Raw genomic sequence first — 22,998 nt, forward strand, 5'->3', positions numbered from 1 at the left:
ACGAGACCCCCCATGTCCGACAACCTGACCGACGGCTACATCTACGTCGACTACCGCCACATGGAGAACGCGGCCGACGACATGGTCCAGCAGACCAGGGCCATCGCGACCACGCTGTCCTCGCTCGAGGCGGAACTGAGCGAGCTGAAGAAGACCTGGTACGGCTCGGACGCCGAGGTCTACACGCAGAAGCAGGCGGCCTGGGACCAGGCGGTCAAGAACATGGAGCAGCTGCTGAACTCGCACGCGAGCCTCCTGACGGACATCTCCGGCAACTACAAGTACAGCGAGAACTCGCTGTCGCAGATGTGGTCCGAGGTCCAGATCGGCCGCTGAGCCACCACGCGTACCGACACCCCGCCGTTCGCCGTCCGGCCGCAGCGTCGCGACGGCGGACCCGGCACATCAGCAGCACGCAGAGCAGGAGGATGCCATGGCGGACCTGACACATCTGGATTCCCAGGGACTCCAGGCGTTCCTCGACGGGGACGTGGCCGATTTCATCACCGCGCTGGAGCAGATCCGCAAGGACGACCCCGCGGGCGCACAGGCGCTCAAGAGCCTCCTGGACGGCCGCAACACGCCCGACACCCTCCAGGAGAACCCCTTCCTGGCCATCGGGCTCATGGCCGGCACCGACGACGTGCACGGCGCCAGCCTGATCTCCAAGGTGAAGGACGAGGCCCAGTCCGTCGACGACATCTTCGCGGCGCAGCGGACCCTCTTCAAGGACATCGACTCCGACGTGCGGGAAACCATCAGGACGCTGCTGAAGACCCAGGGCAGCAGCCTGACGTCGATCGACGGGGAGAAACTGCTCGACATCTTCTCCGACGTCGACAGCGACCTGAGCGACACGGGTGGTTCGCAGAGCAACACCCACTAGCCACCCGGCCTCTGCCGGGCGGCGCCCGCCCACCGTCCCCCCCACCTCCGCGGAGCCTTGAGCGATGCCAGCCACCAACGACGCCGACGACTACTGGGGCAAGGCCGTCACCCTCTACACCGGCTTCCCCATGCCCAGCCGGAAGACGCTGTTCGACAAGCTCAAGAGCAAGGAGGGCATCCCGCTCTTCCGCATGGACATCCAGTCCATGGGCGTCAGGGCGGTGACCGCCGAGGACTACTCGGCCATCAGCGGCTGGATGAAGCACGACGGCGAGGACTACGACCTCGTCTTCTACACCGCCGGCGGTGACGGGGCGCACAGCGGCGTCGAGATGCACCGGGCGAGGATCGTCCTGATCGGCGTGCCGGTCGACTCCAACAGCAGGGCGCGGCTGCTGGACGCAGGTGAGATGACCTCGGGCGGCGCGTTCACCGGCCACTACGGCGACCAGTGGGACTCGGGGCCCATGTCGCAGTACGTCAGTGGCGCCAAGGCGGCGCTCGACAAGCTGCTCGCGGACCACACGACCCGCGGGTTCGCGTACTCCGGGCTGCCGGTGGCGGACGCCGAGGCGGTGGATCTCAACTCGTTCGAGCGGACCGCTCTCGCCTTCGACCGTGCGGCCAAGTTCTTCATCGACCACGCGAACATACTCGAGCAGTGGGAGACCTCGCTCGGCAGCGAGCAGGCGTCGTGGAAGGGCCAGGCGGCGGGCGTCTTCTGGCACCTGGTCCATCAGCTGCGCAAGAACTACGACAGTTATGTGGAACAGCTCGGCGGCGCCGACTACCACTCCGCCCACACCACGGTGAACGGCGTATCCCCCAAGTCGAAGTTCGGCGACACCCTGGCGATGGCCCAGCAGCAGCTGGTCACGGAGATCACCAACCTGCAGAACGCCTGGACCACATGGGCGAACTCCCGGGAGCACGATCCGCACCGGTCGGTGCTGGAACTCCTGGACGACCTGTCCTCGTGGGTGCTGACCAACAACGTGCCCTACATCGACGAGACCACCTCGTACGGCGGCGAGACGACGGTCACCAGCTACTCGACACGCGCGGGGTTCCTGGAGAACCACCCGGTCTACGGCAACCTCAACGACATCCAGTCCTGGAAGAAGCTCGGCGAGGCCGCGGTCACGCGCTGGAACAACTATGTCAACCAGCAGTTGGTGCCGGTCGCCACGCAGTCGCTGTCGACGCTCAACGGCAACTGGATCGATGCGGGGACCGAGTTCGAGGACCCGCTGAAGACCAAGGACACCACGTCCCTGTCGGAGTCCTACCAGCAGGAGCAGAACCAGCTCAACCAGGACCAGCTCAACCAGAATCAGCAGAATCTCAACGACATTCTGAACAACAACCAGCAGAACCTCAACGACGGTCTCAACAACCTCGGAGACAACCTCAACAACCTCGGCAACAATCTCAACAACGGGCTCGGGAACATAGGCGACGGGCTGAACAACGGCCTGGGCAACTTCACCAACGGGCTCAACAACAGCCTGGGTGACCTCGGGAACAACCTCGGCAACATCCACAGCCTGGCCTCCAACCTCAACGGCCCGCCCGGCTCGGGGCTGAACCTCAACGGCGATCCCGGGGGCCCGAACCCCCTGCTGAACAACCCGCTCAACCCCCTCGGTGGGAACCCCCTCACCAACCCGGGCGGCGCCACCACGCGACTCAATGCCGACGGCACGCTGACCACGGACTACCCGGACGGCAGCAGCACCACGTTCAACCCGGCGACCAGCACGATGACCACCACCTCTCCCGGCGGCAAGGTCACCACCTCACGGCTCAACGCGGGCGACAGTTTCACCAACCCGGACGGCTCGACGACGACGCTGAACGCCGACGGCACGCTCACCACGAAGTTCCCGGACGGGACGAGCACCACGGTCGACCCGGCCACCGGCTCGGCGACCACCACCCATCCCGACGGCTCGGTGACCACGACCGACCTCAACGCGGCCCTCGGCTCGGGCGCCGACAACCTCTCCCATCTCACGGACGGGCACTCCACAGACGGCCTCAACGGGCTCGACGGTCTCAACGCTCCGTCGTCCCTGCACTCCGGCGGCCTGAACCCGGGATCCCTCGACTCCGGGTCCCTGCACTCCGGGTCCCTGAACTCGAGCCTCGACGGTCTCCACGGTGACGACCTGGCCTTCGAGGACTACGACAGCACCCCCTTCACCGGCGGCGCCCTCGGCGCACCGGGCGGATCGGCCCTCAACGCGGGCAGCGCCGCCGCCCCGCCCACCGGCGGCACCCCGCTCAACCCCGGCGGTCTCGGCGGGATGGGCGGCGCCGGCAACCAGTCGAACAACGAGCGTGTCCGCAAGGTGCTGGACGAGACCGGTGGCGCCTCGCTGCGCCGCCCGACCGTCTCCCGGGCGGCGTCGGGCGGGGAAGAGGAGGAGCGGGAGATGGTCCTGACCCGCGGCTCGACCCCCACCACGAGTTCGCCGTACTACCCGATGGGCGGCGGTGGTTCCCCGGCAGGCCAGGGGGCCCAGACCACCGAGAGCGGTGACCGCGAGCGGTCCAGCTGGGTGCCCGAGGACGAGGACGTCTGGGGCACCGACGAGGGCGGCGCCCCGGCGGTGATCGGCCGATGACGGGGACGCGGGACGCGGGGGGCGCCGGCCGCAGGGAGCCGGCCGAGCCCCTGTCGGTGCAGCAGCGCCTGGCCGAGGCGATGGCCGAGCTGGAGACCGTGCAGGCCGGCGTGGCGCGCGCGGAGGAGGAACTGCGGAACGCGACGGTCACCGTGCGGTCCCGGGACCGTGCGGTGGAGGTCACCGTCGGCCCGCAGGGCGAGCTGACCGGACTGAAGTTCCTGGACGGCAAGTACCGCACCATGGCCGCGGCCGAACTCGCCGCCAGCGTGCTGGAGTCCGCCGGACAGGCCCGTACGCAGATGTCCCGCCGTGTGATGGAGACGTTCAAGCCCTTCACCGAACCCAGCACCACGGTGCCGGAGCTCACGGGGGTCGACGTCGACTGGGCGCGGATCTTCGGGCCCGGGGTGCTGGAGGAGCCGGAGACCGCCACGGGCCGCGGCGGCGACCGCCGGCTGCGGGACGAGATCGACGAGGACGCGGAGGACGAGGCGAACCATGGCTGACGAGAACTCCTACTTCGCCGACCCTGCCCGCATCCAGGGCGGGGTCCGGCAGATCGACCAGATCAGCTCCATCGCCCGGGAGATGATGAGGGACTTCGTGAACGAGGTGAATCTGACCCGGGACTGGCCGGGCACCAGTGACAGCTTCGCCAAGGAAGTCGTCCCGCAGGAGCACAAGGAGCGCGAGAGCACGAGCGACACCGGGCAGGCACTGGCCGATGCCGTCGTCTCCGTCGCCGACGGCACGACGGCCAACCTGAAGAACATCCTCACCACCCAGGGCGGGAACCTCGACGCCATCCACGAGTCGTCCGGCCGCGGGAACACCACGGGTGGAAGGCACTGAGCCTCCATGGCGATCGAGGCTTCGCCCCAGCTCAACAACCTGCTGTTCGTCCTGATCGGCGAACGCCTGCTCCAGGCGAACGAGGACCAGGCCTACGCCAGCCATCTGCCGTACAAGCGGCTCGGCAAGCGTGTCCTGGAACTGTCCGACATCATCGAGCAGTCCGTCGTCGGCACGGGCAGGGCGCTGCCGCCCCGGGTCGGGAACGACTACGTGCGGGCGATGAACCTGTTCGTCAACGACGGCGGAACGAACTACCTGAAGGAGTTCGCCGACCAGCTGGACGAGATCGCGCAGGGGCGCGTCCAGACGTCGATGAACATCACCGAGTCAAAGTGGCAGATCATCGCCGAGCTGATCCGGCTGCTCATCGAACTCGCCATCATCCTGGTGATGTCCATCTTCAGCGGCGGCTCCTCCGCCGGTGATGCGGCCGTCGCCAGGGCCCGCAGCCGCGTGGTGATCCTCACGGTCATGGACACGCTGCTCAAGCGGACGCATCTGATGCCCACCCTGAGCGAGGCGTTCGAAGAGGCGTTCATGACCTTCGCGGTCCGGCTCGCCATGATGGTCGCAGGACCGGAGGGGCGCCGTCCCAAGGGCTTCGACTGGGCCCAGATCGCGCAGGACGGCGCCTTCGGCGCCTTCGCCTCGATCTTCCACGGCGCGTTCTCGAACGTCGGGAATGTCATCAGCAAGTTCTTCAAGAACAACCCCTTCGGGAAGGGCTTCGACAAGGACTTCGCCAACGACGTGGTCTCGAAGGTCGGCAAGAACGACGTCCGTGACCTCGGCGGGAAGAACTCCCACTTCTCGCCGGACAAGGTGGCGCGGGACCTCGGCCGGGACGGTCGCGACTTCGTCGTGGAGGGGGGTTCGGAGGCCGCTGCCGAGTTCCTCGGCAGCGGCCTGTTCACGGGGAACTGGTCGACCAGTTGGGACACCTTCCTCGGCGCGGGCATCAGCGGCAAGGTCGAGAACACGCTCAGCGCGGGAGCCGCGGGCTCCGGGAACTGGATCAGGAACACCTTCGGCCCGAACACGCCCACGTCGAACGACGCTTCGGACGGCGGAGCCGACGGTACCCGTGGTGGTTCCCAAGACCATGCAGGAGGGACCCCGGGCACGTCCGGGAACGGCCCCGGCACCTCGGTGCCCCTGTCCACGGGTGGTGCCCCGGTCCCGGGATCCGGCTCCGGCACCCGTACGAGCTCCCTTTCCGGTACCCGCTCCGGCTCCGCCGAGGACTCCGCTTTCACACCGCCGCCCGTGCACACCAGCACGGTCGGCACGGGGAACACCCCCGGCACGGGCGGTCGTACCGGCCAGGCGGACCGCGGCGACGCGCACGGGGACGAGCGGACCGACGAGCACCAGCAGGCCCGTGCCGACCAGGGCGACGGTGCCGAAGGGACCGATCACAGCGGCGAGGAGAGCCCCACCACCGGCGTCCTCACCGAGAGCGGCGACACCACCGCCCCGCACAGCCCCACGACGCACGGCGACCAGCCGACCGTCGACCACGCACCCGGCACCACGGGCTCGGCGTCCCCGCACCCCTCAACCGCTTCGCACGGACCGCGTACGACGTCCTCCGACGGGGCCTCCACTCCCCCGGACACCACCGAGGCAGCGGACGACCGGGGGGACACGACGGTCACCCCGGCGCCCGCGGTCGACTCGGCGTCCCCGGTCACCCCGGCGTCCACCGTGGGCCCACCCCCGTCCGTCGCGGCTCCGCCCGCGCCGACCGCGCACCCGCCGGCAGCACCGGCCGTCGGCAACACCACCCCCGCCGAACACGACGCCTGGCGGCGGCTGATCACCACGCCCGACACCTCGCACGCGTCACAACAGCAGCTGCTCGACGAGATCGCGGCCCACCGCGGCGCAGACATGCCCTCGCCGGCGGAACTGGACCTGCGCAGGGCCGTGCACGAGCAGCTGGCCTCGCTGCCCGGGGTGACGGTGGTGGTGGACGACGCCGCGAACTTCGGCCACCAGGCCGCGGCCACCATGCTGATGGACTCGCTGCACGAGCTGGGCTACGAGGGGCGCATCACGGTCGTCGCCCCGGAAAGCGTCCAGGACCGGCTCCAGTTGCTGGTGCCGGACGCCATGAACCGGCGGATCGACTGGCAGACGGGCACGTTCGGGTCGGGCACGACGGGGTCCGGAGTCCAGGCCGGGAACATCAAGGACTCCCTGGTCCTGGTGGCCGCGAGCGACCGTCTCGACCCGGACTCGAAAACCGCCAAGGAGTTCCTCGACTTCGTCGGCGCGGACCGCGCGATCGTCCTCAAACCGTACGCCTGGGGCCAGTCGCACCGGCTGCTCTACACCCGCCCGGGCGCGGAGGGACCGGTCACGGTCCATGACCTGGAGGACGACGGAACCGGCACCCCGCCGATCCCCGGCGGCGCCCTGTACCGCTTCCATGTGCCGAAGCTGACCGGGCCCGAGCTGGACAACCTGATCACCGACCAGGTCGGCGGCGCGCGCGGTGAGGGTCTGCGGGCCGTGGTGGACGCCGTCCTGAAGAGCCGGGCCGATCTGATGCCCGTCTACGGCCTGCACAACGTGGCCGCCTCCGGCCGTGCCTCCGCCGTGAACACGCTGGCATCCGGAGCGCATGCGGCCGGGCTCGGCAGGCCTTCGGTGGTGATCACCTTCGGCGACGCCACCGTGCCGTTCGCTCCGCGCCACACCGCGGACTGGCTGGATCACGCCGACCTCGACGCCGAAGACCTGGCGGACCGTATCGCCGCCCTCGGCCCGGACCAGGTCCTGATCGTCAACGGCGGCAAGCTGCCGCAGGACGTGTTCCGGCAGGTGTACCAGCTCGGCACCCTGCCCGCCGTCCTGGAAGGTGCCAACACGAGCAACCTGGCACAGCTTCTCGGGCGCCCGTTCTTCTCCGTACTGACCCACCACACGCCGTACGACCGTCACGATCCCGACGCCGCCGACCGGCTCCAGGACGTCACCGAGGCGATCGTGCGCAAGAGCGAGTGGGGTACCCGCTTGGAGAGCGCCCCCGGCTGGGACGACCTCGAGAAGACTCATACCGCACGCTCGGTGCTGGGCGCGCTCCCCACGCTGGACGGGGGACGGCTGCTGACCCAGGACGAGATGCTGCGGCTGACCGACGCCCTGCCGAAGGAGCGGATCACCGGCATCCTCGGGAACGGCGACACCGTCCAGCGGATGGTGGACTTCGACTCGCACGATCTCGCGAAGGTCAAGCGGCAGATGCGGGATCCGGCCGAATTCGTCCTCACCACGGACCAGCACAAGCAACTGCAGAACGTGGTGGACGAGTTGCACGCCGGTCACGAGAGGACCGTGCGGGACGCCACCCACACGCTCTCGGTGGGTCCGACGCCGGAGCAGACGCGGGCCGTGGCCGACGCGATCAAGGACTCCGTGACCGAAGGCGCCCCGCTCCACACCTACTTCCGGAATCTGGCGGCGCAGGCCCGGGACCCGCGCAACGATCAGGTGCTCCAGGCGCTGAGGATCGCCTTCTCCGGGGCGCACACCGACGCCTCCTCCGGCCGGCCGCACCCCTTGCCGACGGTCTCCGCCCACGCTCCGGCACCGGCCCCGGAGCAGCAGAGCGCGCCGTCGAGCCCGGTCCGTACGGAATCGGCGATCCCGCCCGGCCCGGCCAGCGTCACCGTCGGCACCGTCGGCACCGTCGGCACCGGTCCGACGCGGACACAGGGGCCGTCCCCCGTGTCCACCGTGTCGGCGGCCTCGGGCGACCCCGGAGATTCCCACCTTTCCGACGATTCCGAAGATTCCGACGAGGACTTCGGTGACTTCACCGATCTGCTCGGCTCCTCCGACGACTCCGACGAGGACTTCGGCGACTTCACCGATCTGCTGGGCTCGTCCGAGCCCACCACGGGAGACCACACCGATCCGCTCGGCTCCTCCGAGCCCACCACGGGCGTCCTCGTCGAGAGCGGCAGCGGCAGCACCGCGCATCAGGACACGTCCGGCCACTCGGCTCCCTCCCTCGCCTCCCAGCCTGCCGCGACCGGCGGGGACCTCACCGCCGAGCAGTCGCTGACGGCGGCCCCGGCGGACTTCCTGGGGGCGAACGTCCTGTCCATGGACCTCGACGAGGGTCTGGCGCTGCACACCCCTGCGCTCGACCCGAACGCCCGTCGTGCGTTCGTCAGGGCCCTGGCCGATCCGGCCCTGGACCAGCACCGGTTCGTACTGGTCGAGGACAAGCGCCGGGACCCCGGCGGGCGACCCGTGTATGTGCTGGCACCGGCGGTCGAGTGGTACGCGCACCACTACGCGGACGTCAGGTCCTTCGGTCTGCCCGCGGACGCGCTGCCTCCGCTCCGTGAGGAACACGGCTATGTGGAGGCCGCCTTCGCTCCCTACCTCACGGGAGGCACATCCGACCCCGAGCGCAGCATCGGGCACACCTCGGTACCCCGCGATCCACGCGACGGCTCCGGTCCCGGGCTGGTGGTGACGCCGGCCATGAACGGCTGTGCGTTCGTGGTGTCGGGCCACTCGGCGCCCGACCGCTTCACCGTATGGCACTACCAGTCGCCGGAGTCGAACTTCCATCACACCGTCGACTTCCGGCGCGACATACGGCCGACCGACTGGTTCGGCCACGACGAGTACTACGGCGGCGACCACGCGGAGGGCGGCGACCGGCTCTTCGAGGTCGCGAACATGCTGTGGCACGGTCCGAACGGCTGGGAGGTCCTCAGCCAGGAGAACCACACCAGTGCCACGGCGAAGGACTCCATCTCCTTCGGGCAGTTCCGCAGACGTCCGCTGGTCCTCGACCCCGGCCGGGAGCTCGAGCACACCGTGCGGTTCTACCAGGCGATGGCGCGCAGCGAGCGCGAGCAGCACAACTGGCCACTGCAGCAGCTGCGCAGGAAGATCCTCGACGTGGGCCCGGCGGGCGGCGATCCGCAGCTGCTGGCCAACCTGTTCGACGCCGTGGACGCGCATGTCGACCGCGAGGTGGCGGCGCTCGGGCGTGTCACCGACTTCGAGTCCCTCCGTGACCTCGCGGACCAGTTCAAGGCACAGCGCGCCTCGCTGCGCGATCAGCTCGAGAGCCTGATCGGCCAGGCGAGCGTCATCGGCGGCAATGCCTCCAGGGAGCAGCGCGGGGCCGCCGTCAAGGTGCGTGATCTCGCTCAGCAGTTGGTGAACGAGTTCATCCACAACCCGGCGAAGAACTGGACGGAGCTGCTGCGGGACGAGGGCGCGGCACCGCACCCCCGGACGGTCGCCGGGCTTCATCTGGCCAGGGCCCGGGCCGAGCGGGACGATCCGAGTTCGCTCCTGAACGTACGCCGTGACGACCTCGCGCGCACAAGGCCCTCCGGTGCGGAGGCGACGGCGATGCAACAGGTCGTCGGCCGCGTCCAGAGCCATATCACCGACGAGATCAGGCAACTGGAGCAGGTCACCGATCTCGCGGCCCTGGAGCGACTCGCGACGAGCCTCGCCGAGGGGCGCCGAAATCTCCAGCGGGAGCTCGTGGCGAACTACGCCGGCATGATGGCCGCGGCCGCTCAGCAGCGCATGTCGACGGCCGCGATGCAGGCCATGACGGAGCGGCAGAGGCTGACGTCCCAGATGCTGGAAGTCTTCGTCAACAAGCCGTTCGACGACTGGATCACCGGCCTGAACCGTGCCGCGTCGGCCCTGGCGGGCCTGCGCCCGGCGGCCCCCACGGGAACGGCGGGGAGCAGCGCGCACCCCACGTCAGGCGTCCTCACCGAGGGCAGGAGCACAGGCGGCCGTTCCGCTCCGCCCGCCCGTCTGGTGCCCCGTCCCGTCACCCCCGCCGACTCCCCGGCCCCCGTCCCCGCCGTCCGTACGTCCTCCGTCCGCACCCTCGACGACCGCACCGTGGCCGACTCCTCGCTGCGCCGGATCACGCTCACGGGGAGCGACGGACGGCAGGTGGGCCAGGCCTCCTACACACCGGGGGACTGGGCCCGGCGCGATCAGCGCATGCCCACCGTGCTCGCGGGCGGCACCTACTCCGACCACCGCAGCGACCGTGCCGTCCTCGTGGGTTCACCGCACGCCGTGCCATGGCGGGAAGGCGGCGCCACCTTCTTCGCCGGGCACGGCACACCGACCCGGGTCACCCTCGCCCTTGCGGACGGGACCACCGTGCAGGTCACGGGCCGGGAACTGGCCCGCTATCTGGGACGCGGGGACCTCGGACCCAAGGACCGGCCGATCGTGCTGTACTCGTGCTCCACCGGCCGGCCGCCGGAGCACGGCGGGCTGTCCGTCGCCCAGCACGTGGCCAATCTGACCGGCCGCGTGGTCCACGCCCCCACCACCGAGGCCGGTACGGCCGTGGACAGCAAGGGGCAGATACGGCCGATCCTCTATCTGGACCCGGACGGAGCTCCGGGCGCCTGGACGGCCTTCACCCCCGAGCCGTCGGGTGACGCCCTGGACGACCTGGCGCGGCACGCGGGACTGCACGACGGCCCGGAGGCCGCTGACCCCTGGGCGCGCAACCGCACCCTCCAGCTGATCCGGACGCTGCGCGGCACGCTCGGCACCGGCATCGAGGGCTCCGCCGAGCACCATGCGCTGCTGCGCGACCTCGCGGCACTGGACGCGCTTCGCTGGAACCCGGGCGCGAACGGCTCCGCCGCCGGACACACCGACGGCCGGATGACACCCGGCCTGCTGCGCCGGATCACCCGCGACCTGCTCGGTCTGCCCGACACCGCGACACCGGACGCGGAGCAGTACAGGACCGTGCTGACCGAGGCGGGCAGGGCCCACGACACCGACCCCGCCGCGCCACTGCACCGGCTGTCCCTGTCCTCCGTCCCCGACGCCTCCCCGTCCCCGCCAGGTCCACCGGGCGAGAGCACACCGGCCACGGACGCCCTGCCCGACGGTGGCGCGAAGGGATCACCCGAGGCGACCGCGGTCCGCACGGTGGCCCGGCAGCTCCCCGCGGCCGGCGGCCGGCCCCGGCTCGACGTGCTGAACGTGGCGGGCGACGGCGACTGCTTCTTCACCTCGGTGCTGGCGAGTGCCGCCCGGCAGCAACCGGCCTCCGAGGTACGGAACATGACCGTGCGCCGGCTGCGCGACCATGCGGCGGACTGGTTCGCCGACTCCGAACTGCGGGACGAGGAGCCCATGCGGATGGATCCGCTGGACGTCCTCGTGGGCGACCTGGACACCGTCACGCTGCGGCACGTACTGGGCGGAGTACCGCTGCCCGCCCTCACCCCGGAACAGCAGGCCCGGGTGGACGGCGCGCCCCGGCAGGACCGGCGCCGGCTCGCCGACCAGCACCACGCCGACCTTCTGCGCACACGGCTCCTGGCCGGTCTGCGCGCCGGCGACGAGAGGGCGCAGGCCCATTGGCGGCGCCTGCTGCAGACCGCTTATCCGCGCTGGGCGCGGACGGCCCCGGACCTCGCCGAGATCACCGGCACCACGACCGCCGGCCTGGTGGAGCGGGCGATCCGTGACGTGCGGCTGTGGGCGACACCGTTCTTCGACCGCACGCTGCCCGCGGTCGCGCGGAGCATCGGGCTCGACGTGGTCGTGGTCCAGGACGGACGCCAGGACCACCACCTGGCCGAGGGCGCCACCGGCCCGGTGTACGTCCACTACAACGGCCGGGACCACTACTCGGCCGTCGCGCCCGCTGCGGCTCCCGGCGGGCCGTCCTCGTCACCGCCGAAGAAGAAGGTGCACTTCGCAATCGGCACCAAGGGCGGCAGTGCGGGGCAGCCCCCTACGTCCTCACCGGCGCAGAACCCGCCCGGGCCGAACGGGGCGAAGCGGGACGGAACCGGACCGCAGCAGCCCAAGCCGGGCGAGAACAAGCCGGACAAGCCCAAGCCCGCCTTCTTCCGTATCGACACCGAGCTCGACACCCACCGTCCGCCCCGGCTCGACCGCTCGCTGCTGCCACCGCCCCGGGACGGCCGCGCGGTGGTCTTCAGCGACGGCAGCCGGCTCCCCGCCCATCTGACGGGCGACGGCGAGGACGGCACGGCCTCGGGCAGTTACGGACAGGCCCGGGTCACCCTGCGCGGCACCGACCAGGTCGCACGCGAGATCGGCGCGCGGACGGGACTCGACGAGTCTGCCGATCCCGGCGCGGGCGAGGCCCTGGCCGATCTGGAGCGGGCACTGGGGGAGACCCCCTGGGCCTTCCACGGCGACGGCTACGAGTCCCCGCCGTTCCGGGACGCCCGGGGCCGGGTGCGGGTGCTGCGGGTCACCACCCGGCCGCACGGCAACTGGGAACGGTTCGCGGACGGTTACGGCGCTCCGTTCAAGTTCGACGGGGTCCAGCGCAGTCAGGTCACCACCGGCGCGGGCAAGAACCTCAGCACTTCGGTGCGGATCGCCCCGAGTTTCGCCATCGGACCGCCCACGGGCGGGGCGCTCGCCGCCTACGGCCGTGTCGGTGGCGCCCTGGGTTACCACCGCTCGTACGACTACGGCATGCAGGAGCAGACCCTCAGTCAGGTCGAGACGCGGATGGGTGACGGGTCCCATCTGCACCTGGACGACGTCCAGTACGAGGTGCAGGTGGTCGGCCCGCGCTCCGGTGTCGCGCGCAGCGGGCTGCCGCGGGCTTTCTTCACCGGCGAGAGCCACTTCACCTTCGGCGTGCGCAACGGGCTGTCCGTCCGGCTGTCGGACGGGGAGACCTCGCCGTCCCGGGCGGGGCGCGTGCCCCGCACCATGACACTCGGACCGTGGTCCGACTACCGCCTGGTGCACACCGAGGGCTACGGACCGGTCAAGAAGATGCGCGACTGGGCGCTGAGGCGGGCGGGTGCCGAACCGGGCACCGCCGCCTACGACGAGATCGCGGGGTTCTTCACGACGGAGAACTTCCACCGGATGGCCGACCGCCTCGCCCGGGACAAGGTGACCACACGCCAGTTGGTCGGCGACGACCCGCAACGCTCCCCCGTGGGCGCCTTCGTGGTCGAGCGGGTGGTGCCCGGCGAGGCGCGGCTGCTCACCGAGTCAGCCGCCGCGGAGATGCGCAACACCATCCAGCGGGCGGTCAGGAACGAACGCTCGCTGGGCAAGTCGTACAGCCAGGAAATCAACGCGGCCGTCGGTCCGAGCGCCACCTTCGCCGACTTCTTCGGCATGCGCGCCGGGCTGCGGGCCATGGCAGGCCTCGCCGGACGGTACGCGCGCACCACGACGCACACCGGAGTCTTCGGCGGCGCCGGCAGCCGCAAGATCGTCGGTCAGGCCAAGAAGGTCCCCACCGACCTGTATCTGGTCCGCAAGACGGTTTATGTCCGCATGACCGGGGACACGGAGCCCACGCCGTTCACCACCTGGAGCCTCGACCGGATGACGCGCACCGAGGCGCGCCGCCACGCGGGCTGGGACGACGGCACCACCCTGCGCAAGCGCCACCGCAACGCGCCGCACGCCCCGGTCTATCTGACCAAGGAGGACCCGGCGGTCCTCGGGATGAGCCGCCCCGAGGCGTTCACCCACGACGACGGTGCCCTGACCCGCAAGGACGGGACCGAGGGACCCGAGCGCACTCTGCTGGACACCTTCACCGATCAGGTCGTCCGGGCGGCGGCCCGCGCGTACCCCGGAATGGTCGCGCCGCTGGAGGAGTTCGGCGATCCGTCCGATCCCCGCTGGCGTGACGCCGAGCACTACCGGATGGCGCTCCAGAACACCCTGACCGTCATCAACACGCTGTCCCACCACAGCATGGCCGGCCATCTCGAGACGCTCGTCACCACCGGCCTGCGGATCGGGCTGGTCGTACCCGGCCGCTTCACCCGGTCCTACCGCTGGATCTGGATCGACGGCCGGCTGACCGACCGGCGCTACGAGGGAACCCAGAACGACCTGATCGTGCGCGGCAGTGCCCCGGGCACCGAGCGCCTGGACGGACAGCAGAACGTCGTGCGCGGTTACGAGGCCGGGGTGGACGTCTCCGTGTCGGTGCGGGACTCCGCCAAGGACGTCATCGGCCTGCCCCCCAACACCGGCTCGCTCCAGGCGGGTCCGCGCTGGGGCCGGCAGACGGGCCGCAGGACCGGCTACGGCGCCACCGTCTCGTACGAGTCGCTGAGCATCGGCGCCTCGCCGTCCCATCTGCACAGCTATCGACTGGAGTTGTCCGCGGTCAGCGGCGGCTACTGGCGCTTCCGCAACCTGTGGCGCGGCGTCGCCTCGCTCGGCGTGCTCGGCACACACCATTTTGTACGGCGTGAGCAGGAGAGCCCACTCGTCGGCGGCACCGCGGGCAACGCGGTGACCGGCCGGGTGCTCCTCGCCGTGCCCGCCGAGCACACCCCTGCCACCGATCCGCACGCGGGGGCACAAACCCCGGCGCCGGTCGAGGTCGAGCAGATGGACCCGGCCCGGGCCAAGGCCCTTGCGACGGGAGACGTGCGGGGCGCCGGCCGGGAGCACGGCCCGAACCCGTTCGGGGACCTTCCGCACTATCCGCTCAGCGTGGGCGCCCACGGCGAACTCACCAAGGCCGCGGAGGACGTCATGCGTGACGCCTCGGGCGGTTCCTGGCACTTCGGGGAGACCGGCGCCCCCGCCCATGACGCCATGCTGCGGCCGTTCCAGGCGCAGTACCTGACGGCCGACTTCGACCAGGCCTCGGGACCCGCCGGTTCGCGGATCACCGGTCTGTTCGGGAAGGGGCCCTACCTCAACCGGCTCGGCACACTCGTGCACCGTATGCGTGTGGTCCGTCCGCGGGTCGTCTCCAAGCCGGCCAAGATAGAGACGGAGCAGACGCTCGGCAGCGACCTCCAGGCCTCCGGCGCCGTCACCACCACCCAGAGCTTCACGGTCATCGGCAGCGCGGTTTTCCTCCACACCCATCCCACCGGGCCCTCGATCGCCGGTTCCTACGGGCTCGTCGGGCGCCGGGGACGGCTGCGCGCGGTGACGCACAGCGTGAACCGCACCGTCACCGCCGACATCAATCCCGTCGACGAGAGCCACAAGGTCCTCGTGGCGGGCGACACCGAGCACGACGTCGCCGGCTCGGTGCGGGCCGACGGGCTGCTGTCCCCGCTGCACTCCCTGGCCACCTGGACGCGGGCCCACTGGGCGGGACGCCGGCTGACCTTCTCCGGGGACTGGCTCGGCCATCTGTCGGAGAAGGCCGCCCACCGGCTGGGGCTGCTCAGGGACCGGCTGGGAGAGGTGCCCCGGTACGCCGCGAAGGCCTGGAGCCAGCCCAAGTGGCTGCGCGACCACCCCTTCGGCTCGTACCCGGTGAACTCCCTGGACACCACCGCGGTGCTCGCCGACTTCGACGGCAAGCTGCGCGAACTGGGCGTCGACGACGCGAGTCGCGACCGCGTGCACTCCCTCGTCACCCCGCGGGCCGTACGTGCCCTGCGGGAACAGCTGACCTCCACCGGCGCCGCGGCACGGACCCGTATCGGGGGGCCCGGGTGGCGCAGCGTCCGCGTCGGCGGGCGCACCGCCGCCCTCAAGGTGGAACTGGTCGCGGAGGAGCCGGAGTTCGACGGCCTCGGCCACAGTGCGGTCCTCAAGGACGGCCGGCACGCCACCGAGACCACCGAGGACGCCGTGAGCAGCAGCGGCACCAAGGCCGTGGGCATGAGCGTCGGCGAGGCGGTGCGCACCGGCGACCCCGTCGCCCGGGCCGCCGGACCGACCTACGGCGAGCTGGGGTCGAGCACCCAGCAGACCACGACCGCACGCTCCACGACCCGCTGGCGGTCCTCGATCTTCTACGCCAACGAGCCCTACGCCGAATACCTCACCCGCTACACCCTGCGGCTCACCCTGGATCTGGGCGGCGGCCGTACCGTCCATGCCGAGGGCGCGGTCGGCAGGATGCGCGAGCAGCTGCCGTTGAGCCTCAGCGTCCCGGCCACGGCACCGGCGGACGGAGCGGCACCGGATCCCCTGGCGCCACCGGAGCCGGCCGCACCGCCGAAGACGGTCACCGTCTCGGCACTGGGCGGCACCACCTCGCAGGGCTTGGGGAAGGCCGTCGAGGCGTGGCGGGCGACCCCCCATCCGGACGGCACCAGCCGCCCGTTCCGGAAGCCGCCGATCGGGTTCGATGTGCGCCGGATCGTGGGCCTGACCGGACTGCAGGCCGCGGGAGACCTCGCCATCGCCAGGGCGTACGGCGCCTCGGCCGGCCCCGGAGCCGGAAAGCGGCGCAAGCTGTCCGGCACCGATCTCGACCAGGCCGTCGACCGGGCCCGCCGCACCCCGCTGACCAGGCCGGGCACCGCATCGGCGCTGGCGCTGCACGACGGCACGAGCAACGCCTCCCTGGCCGCCTTCTTCGGCGACACCACCTCCGACGACGGATTCCAGGTGGCGGGGCTGACCGAGGACAGCTTCGTCGGGGGCGCCCAGGGTGAGTACCGGCTCTATTCGCGGCCGGACCTCGCCGGGGCCCGGCTGCTGGCGGTGGCTCCGGACGCCACGATGGAGAGCGCCGAACGGGACACCACAGGAAGCGACAGTTCCGTGGCCCGCAGCGGGGCGCACGATCCCGCGCTGGGCGGCGGACCGCTGCTGGCCACCGGTGTGGCGGGCACGGCGGTCCCGGCCGTCGCGGGTTCCGACGCCACGGCCGCCGAGGCCGACGCCGCCAGGCTCGGCAGCGCCGAGGCTGCGCAGATCACGCTCAAACCGAAGACCGGCCGCGCCTTCCTGTTCGCGATACCGACGAGTTGGCTCGGTGTCGCGGACGTGGAGCGCGGCTTCAAGGACAGCCGGCCCGGCGCCTGGCTCGGAGAGCACCTGGGCCCCTTCGGTTACGTCAAGCCCCGCCCTCAGGCGGTGGAGGCCGAGACCCAGGTGATCGCCTGGGTCCGCGAGGACGTCGCCCGTGAGCTGGGCCTCGTCTCGGACGAGACCTTCCCGCCCCAGGTCGCTGACGCCTGGTCCAAGGTCACCCGGGCGAGCGACACATGGGTGGGTGCGGACAAGAAGTACTGGCAGCACCGCAGGGCGATGTCCGAACTGCGCGAGCGTCTCGGCGCCGCAAGGCGTGAGCTGACCGCCGCCAAGCTCCGGCTCGCCGCGGCGCTCGAGGCGGACGGCGTCCGCGGGGAGGATCGGGGCTCCGGGCCACGCCCCGCCGAGGCGGAACGGCGGGAGGTACGCGAGACGGCCGCCGCGCTGAAGGCGATCAGACGCGAACTGCGCGCCACGCACCAGGCCATGAACACCGAGCTCGGCAAGGCGGAGTCGGCGGCCGAGGACTTCCACCGGGTCCGGGCCGCCACGGACCGGCTCACCCGCTGGCACCGGCTGCCCGCCGAGCCCCACGGTCCCGGCGAGCCGGAACGGCGCGCCGGTCTCACCGAACCGCCGGCCGTGGTGCTGGACAATCCGCCCGCGAAGTCCGCCCCGGCACACGAGCGTTACACCGAGGCCAAGGGCACCGGTGACGCCCCGGCGACGCTGACCTCGCCGACCGGTGCCGCGTACACGCTGCACGATGTGCCCGCCGACGGTGACGCCTTCCACCATGCGCTGGCGGAGGGACTCCACCAGGCCGACCCGGATCTGCTCGGTGACCTGGCAGCGGCGGCGGACCGGCAGCAGATCGTGACCGGACTCCGCGCCCGGCTGGCCGCAGGTCTCGACGACCCGGGCAACGCGGACCTGCTCGCCTTCGTCTCCCCGGACACCCGGGACACCTTCAGCACGGCCGAACTGGCCACCGCCGAGGTCGCGTTCGCACCGGTGGGACCCGAACAGCGGGAGTTCGACGACACCGGCCACATGCCCCTGCACGCGGAACTGCCCGAGGCGCAGCGCGGGGCACTCGCCGCGGCCCAGGTGCGGCGCGGCGGCGACAGCGCGGACGACGCCGGCTGGGACCACGGCGCCGCCGACCTGCTTCCGGCCCTGGCGGCCCGGGCCTTCGGGGTCCGGGTGACGGTGATCCGGGCAGACGGCGGCTTCCTTGACTTCACTCCAGCCGGGGCCGAGAAGCGCGAGCAACTCCCGCATGTCGTCCTGCATTTGAAGGACCGTCACTACCGGTACGCGGTTCCCGGCGGCGAGGCGGCACGGGAGCCCGCACTGCCCGCGGCCCTGCCCCGGGACCGGCAAAGAGCGACGGTCGACGACGGGCCGCGGCGGCCCGCCCACGCCAAGGCGCCCTGGACCACCGCGGAGACCGGCGCCTGGCAGCACGGCACCGGCCGCGACGGGGCCACACTGACGGCTCCGGACGGCACCGCCCACGACCTCATGGAACCGTCGGGCGACGGCAACGGCTTCTGGTCCGCGCTCACGGCGGCCGTCCATCCGAAGCGCGAGAGCGACCCGGTCGCCCTGGTCGGCGGCTCCCCGCTGCCGCCGTCGGCCGTACTGGATCGTGATGCGCCCTTCACCCACGACGAGTTGGAGCACGCCGGGGTCGCCCTGGACGCGGCGCGGACCGAGGAGTTCCGGCGCTCCGGCGGCAGACTGCCCGACGACCTGGAACTGTCATCACGTCAAGAACGTGCGCTGATCCGTACACAGCTCCACACGGGCCGCCGCTGGGACGACGCGACCGCCCGCACCGCGGTGGAGCTGGCGGCCGTCGCCCACCGGGCCCGCATCACCGTCGTCTCCGAGGACGGCCGCGCCGAGACCCATGTCCCGCCCCAGGCGCAGCCGGACCGCACGGTGACGCTGTACCGGCGCGGTACGGAGTATCTGGCGGCCCTCCCGAGAACCACGGTCGCGCCGGTGGTCGACGGGGCTCCGCGCGACGCAGACGTGCACGAGGAGCCGAGCAGCAGCCCCCTCACCGAGAACGGCGACATCACGGAGGCGGACCTCACCGACGCCTTCAGGGAACGGCTGAGCGCCCCCGCTCTCCTGGGCGCCGAGGTCACCCATGAGGACGTTGCGGATCTCGGGCACGACGGCGCCGCACGGGTCGCCTTCCAGCTCGCCCCCGCCATCCCGCTCCGGGAGGCCGGGCTCGGCGAACTGGACCGGGCCCGCCTGGTGCTTCGCAAACCGGAACTGGACCCCGAGTTGGCGGCGGCTCTGGGCAAACGGCTGGAGGACACCGGGACGGAGCCGAAGCGGCTGCTCTGGCAGCCCGGATACGCCACCGGCGACCAGTTCGGCATCGCGGCCGCACTCATCGCGGACGAGAACCTCCATGTCGCGGTGATCACCGGTATCGCCGACCGGGCGCAACAGGACAAGGGCCCGGACATCCACGACTTCTACCTGACCGGTGGCATCCCCGAGGAGCGGGTACACCTGGTGCGGCTCGCCGAGGGCGAGAAGCCGGCGAAGGCGGCCGAAGCCAAGGCCGCCGACGTCATCGGCCGCAGGCTCACCGGCGGTGAGAGGAAGAACCTCGTGATCCCGGTGGGCTCCGGGACGACCTGGATCGGCAGGCACTTCACCGTGGAGGTCAGGCGCAAGGTGCGCGCCGCATGGCGGCTGGACGACGCGGGCTTCCCGGCCAAGGACCGTGACGCGGCCCGGGAGTGGCTGGCCGAGCGGCACATCGAGCCGTCCCCGAAGCGGGACACCGTCATCCTGTGGTCGCGGTTCAGCGGCAAGAAGGGCGATGTCCACGTCGAGCACGACACCGGCTACTCGGGTGTCCGGCAGATCCTGACCCGGCTGCGGGAAGAGTCGCGCACGGCCGAGGGGGGTCCGCTCGTCATCATCGCCGGGGACGCCTACGCCGACCCGGCGCACGCGACGAAGTACCCCGCGATGGAGACGGAGTTCCGTGAGCAGGGGCTCGACGTGCACGACCTCACCGCGTTCTGGGCCAAGGGCGAGGCGAGCGAGCGGGCCGCGTGGGGCGGACACACCCGCATCGGTCAGATGCGGTTGTACGAGTACCTGCGCCGCAGCAGTCGCTCCACCCGCCATCTCGGCTTCCGCAGCGGCAATCTGGAGGCTCTGGCCCTGGCCGGCCACACCGTCCGGTACATGGAGGAACCCGGCAGCGAAGGCGGCGAACGGATGCAGAAGTGGCACGCCGCGCAGAACTCCCTGCTCACCGAGGCGGGCGGTATTGCCCCCGGCTATGAGCGGCTTCTCGTGCAGGCACCGCCGACCCGCTCGGGCAAGTACCTGGTCGGCCTCCGCCCGGCGTCCGGCGAGCGCAACGGCAAGCCCGATCTGAAGCGGCCGCCGTGGGTGTACGGGGCCCCGAACCGTATCGGGAAGCCCGATGACCTCCGGAACAAGTTCAAGGGATTCGAGCAGGAGGACCTCGACCGGATCGTGCGCTATCTGCTCGGCCGGGAGCCGGAGCCGCGGCAGACCGGAGAGGAGCCCGGGTGAGGCTTCAGTGGCCCGGTTCCTGGGTGACACCACTGGCCATATGGTGTTCACATCCACAACTTATGTATCAGGAGCACCACTTCGGAGGGGGACACCGCACGGCCGGTGCGACCGGCGACCGGCTCCGGCCCGAGCCCGGCCCCGTCCCTCCCGACCATGAAGGAGTCACGCAGTGAGCGACAGCCCAGCGCCGCGGCCCTCGTCCCCGGACGACGCGGCATCCGGGCGAGCGGCGGACGGCCGAACACCGGAGCCACCGGTCACGGCCTCGCCGTTGCCCGAGATACCCGCTGAGGTACGGGAGGCGGCCCGGCTCGCGCCCGATCACTGGCTCGGCATGGTCGATCCCGCCTGGCGCGGCGAAGGCCCCCCGCCCGGCTGGGCCTTGGTCGGGGAGTGGCGCTCCGGGATGAACGGCGAGATCGAGGAGTGGCGCGCCAACGAGGACTACCGTCCCTCGCCCACGGCGCTCGGCTGGCCGGAGCCGACCGACGATGTGGACGAGGCAGTGCAGCGGGCCTCCACCGGATACGGCCCGGTCGACGAGGTCCCCCGACTGCTGGCGGCCGCGGAGGTCTCGGTGCTGCTCGGGCCCGCAGGCGAACCGCTCGCCGCGCGCACACCGGACGGCGACGCGGTGATCCCGGTCTTCACCTCCCCCGGACATCTGCGGGCGGCGGGTCTGCTCGCCTCCGAGACCCTGCGGGTCGCCGATCTCGTCGGCCGGTTGCCGCAGGGACATCGGCTGTACCTCAATCCGACCGGCGCCGTCAGCATGGTGATCGAGACGGAGACGCTCCTCGCGGCGCTCGCATCGGGCGCCCCGCAAGCCCCTTCGAGGATCCCGGGGCCGACGCCGCAGCCGGCTGCGCGATGATCAGCACGCTCGACCCGCCGCACCCGCCCGTGGGTCACGTCGTACCGCCCACCACCTCCCACACCACCGTCTTCACCGGAAGGACGCCATGACGGCCTCCCAGCGCCCCAGTTCCCCGAACGAGCCGACGCAGGCCGAGACCGAGGAACCCCAGCAGACCGCCGCGGCCACCGCGACCGCCGAGGCCCGGACCGAGCCGGAGCCGGAGGCCCGGGCGGCGGAGGCGGAATCGGCGCAGAAGACGGCGCAGACGCCGGAGTCGGCACCGGCCGGGTCCGACGAGGGCGGCGAGCCGGAGCCCGGCAGCACGGAAACCGCTGCCGGCACCGCCGAGGCCGAGGAGACCAGGTCCGAGGAGGAGCAGGCCACCGCCACCGCCGAGGCCAGGGAGGAGGAGGCGTCCGGCGTCACGGCCGCCGAGACGGCGACCGCCGTCGCGCCCGGGCGGCCCCACAAGAGCCTGCTGGCGGCGGCCGCCATCGTCGGCACGCTGCTGGTGTCCGTTCCGTTCCTGGTGACGACCGGCGGCGACGGCGGCAAGGACCGGACCGCCCGGACCGGTGCCGCGCCCGGCACCGTCCTCGGAGGCGAACAACCGGGTGGCGGCGTTCCCGGCGCATTCGACTCGGCGTCCCCCTCTCCCGGCGGCTCGCTCAGCGGATCCCCCGCCACGAAGCCCGGAAAGCACATCAAGGGATCGGGTACGACCGGCGGTTCCGGTGGTGCCGGCGACTCGGCCGCCGGTACGGAACCCTCGTCCGGAACGTCGGAACACCATGCCTCGTCGTCCTCGTCCGGCGGCAAGAAGTCCACGACCAAGGGCACGACGTCGACCGGTCACAAGACGTCCACCGGATCCTCGGGTTCCTCCGGCTCCTCGGGAGGTTCCCCCGCCGTCGCCGGTGTCTCGATCTGGAGCCACGCCTCCGGCCGCTGTATCGACGTGTCCGGCGGCCGGGGCAACGACGGCACGCCCCTGGACATCTGGGACTGCAGTGGAACCGCCCGTATGAAGTGGCAGTTCATGTCGGACGGAACGGTGCGCGCCATGGGCAAGTGCATGGACGTGGCCTGGGGTTCCAGCGCCAACGGCGCGGTGATCCAGCTCGCGAACTGCAGCGGCAACCCCGCTCAGCAGTTCCGCCTCAATTCCGCCCACGACCTGGTGAACCCCCAGGCCGACAAGTGCGTGGACGTGAAGGACGAGGGCACGGGCAACGGCACCCGACTTCAGCTGTGGTCCTGCAACGGCCAGGACAACCAGAAGTGGAGCAACGGCTGACGGGCACGGGTCGCCGGGCCGGCACGCCCGGGACGGGGTCCGGCCGCCGCGCCTCGAAAAGCCGAAGGTTCCGCCCCGGTCATGAGGACCGGGGCGGAACCCCTCACACCGTCGGTCGAACGGTGTGCGAC

General features: G+C 71.5%; 8 protein-coding genes. All 8 read left to right on the top strand.

From position 1 onward, the window contains the following. Positions 1 to 12 precede the first annotated feature (12 nt). The 8 genes from ADL25_RS16980 (at position 13) to ADL25_RS17015 (ending at position 22,867) form a co-directional block, all read left to right on the top strand. The gene (locus tag ADL25_RS16980) at positions 13 to 336 is read left to right on the top strand and encodes a WXG100 family type VII secretion target (protein ID WP_059128587.1); all 324 of its coding nucleotides are present in this window, start codon (positions 13 to 15) and stop codon (positions 334 to 336) included. Between the two features lie 97 nt (positions 337 to 433). Then, complete coding sequence (locus ADL25_RS16985; protein ID WP_059128588.1) at positions 434 to 886, top strand: type VII secretion system-associated protein; 453 nt, start codon at positions 434 to 436, stop codon at positions 884 to 886. Between the two features lie 64 nt (positions 887 to 950). Further along, complete coding sequence (locus tag ADL25_RS16990; protein WP_059128589.1) at positions 951 to 3,518, top strand: AAWKG family protein; 2,568 nt, start codon at positions 951 to 953, stop codon at positions 3,516 to 3,518. Continuing rightward, a complete protein-coding gene (locus tag ADL25_RS16995; RefSeq protein WP_059128590.1) occupies positions 3,515 to 4,027 on the top strand; it encodes a YbaB/EbfC family nucleoid-associated protein in 513 nt (170 codons plus the stop codon). Before ADL25_RS16990 ends, ADL25_RS16995 begins: the two co-directional genes overlap by 4 nt. After that, entirely contained in the window at positions 4,020 to 4,373 is a 354-nt protein-coding gene (locus ADL25_RS17000; protein WP_059128591.1) for a hypothetical protein, read from the top strand. Before ADL25_RS16995 ends, ADL25_RS17000 begins: the two co-directional genes overlap by 8 nt. Before the next feature lie 6 nt (positions 4,374 to 4,379). After that, positions 4,380 to 20,708 (top strand): hypothetical protein, encoded by a 16,329-nt coding sequence (locus ADL25_RS17005; protein WP_059128592.1) that lies wholly within the window; start codon positions 4,380 to 4,382, stop codon positions 20,706 to 20,708. 172 nt (positions 20,709 to 20,880) lie between these two features. Beyond that, a complete protein-coding gene (locus ADL25_RS17010; RefSeq protein WP_324614052.1) occupies positions 20,881 to 21,585 on the top strand; it encodes a type VII secretion system-associated protein in 705 nt (234 codons plus the stop codon). A gap of 88 nt (positions 21,586 to 21,673) precedes the next feature. Next, positions 21,674 to 22,867, top strand: coding sequence for an RICIN domain-containing protein (locus tag ADL25_RS17015; protein WP_059128594.1), 1,194 nt, complete (start codon positions 21,674 to 21,676; stop codon positions 22,865 to 22,867). Positions 22,868 to 22,998 lie beyond the last annotated feature (131 nt).

Source organism: Streptomyces sp. NRRL F-5122 (genome assembly GCF_001507435.1).
GTDB lineage: Bacteria > Actinomycetota > Actinomycetes > Streptomycetales > Streptomycetaceae > Streptomyces > Streptomyces lannensis.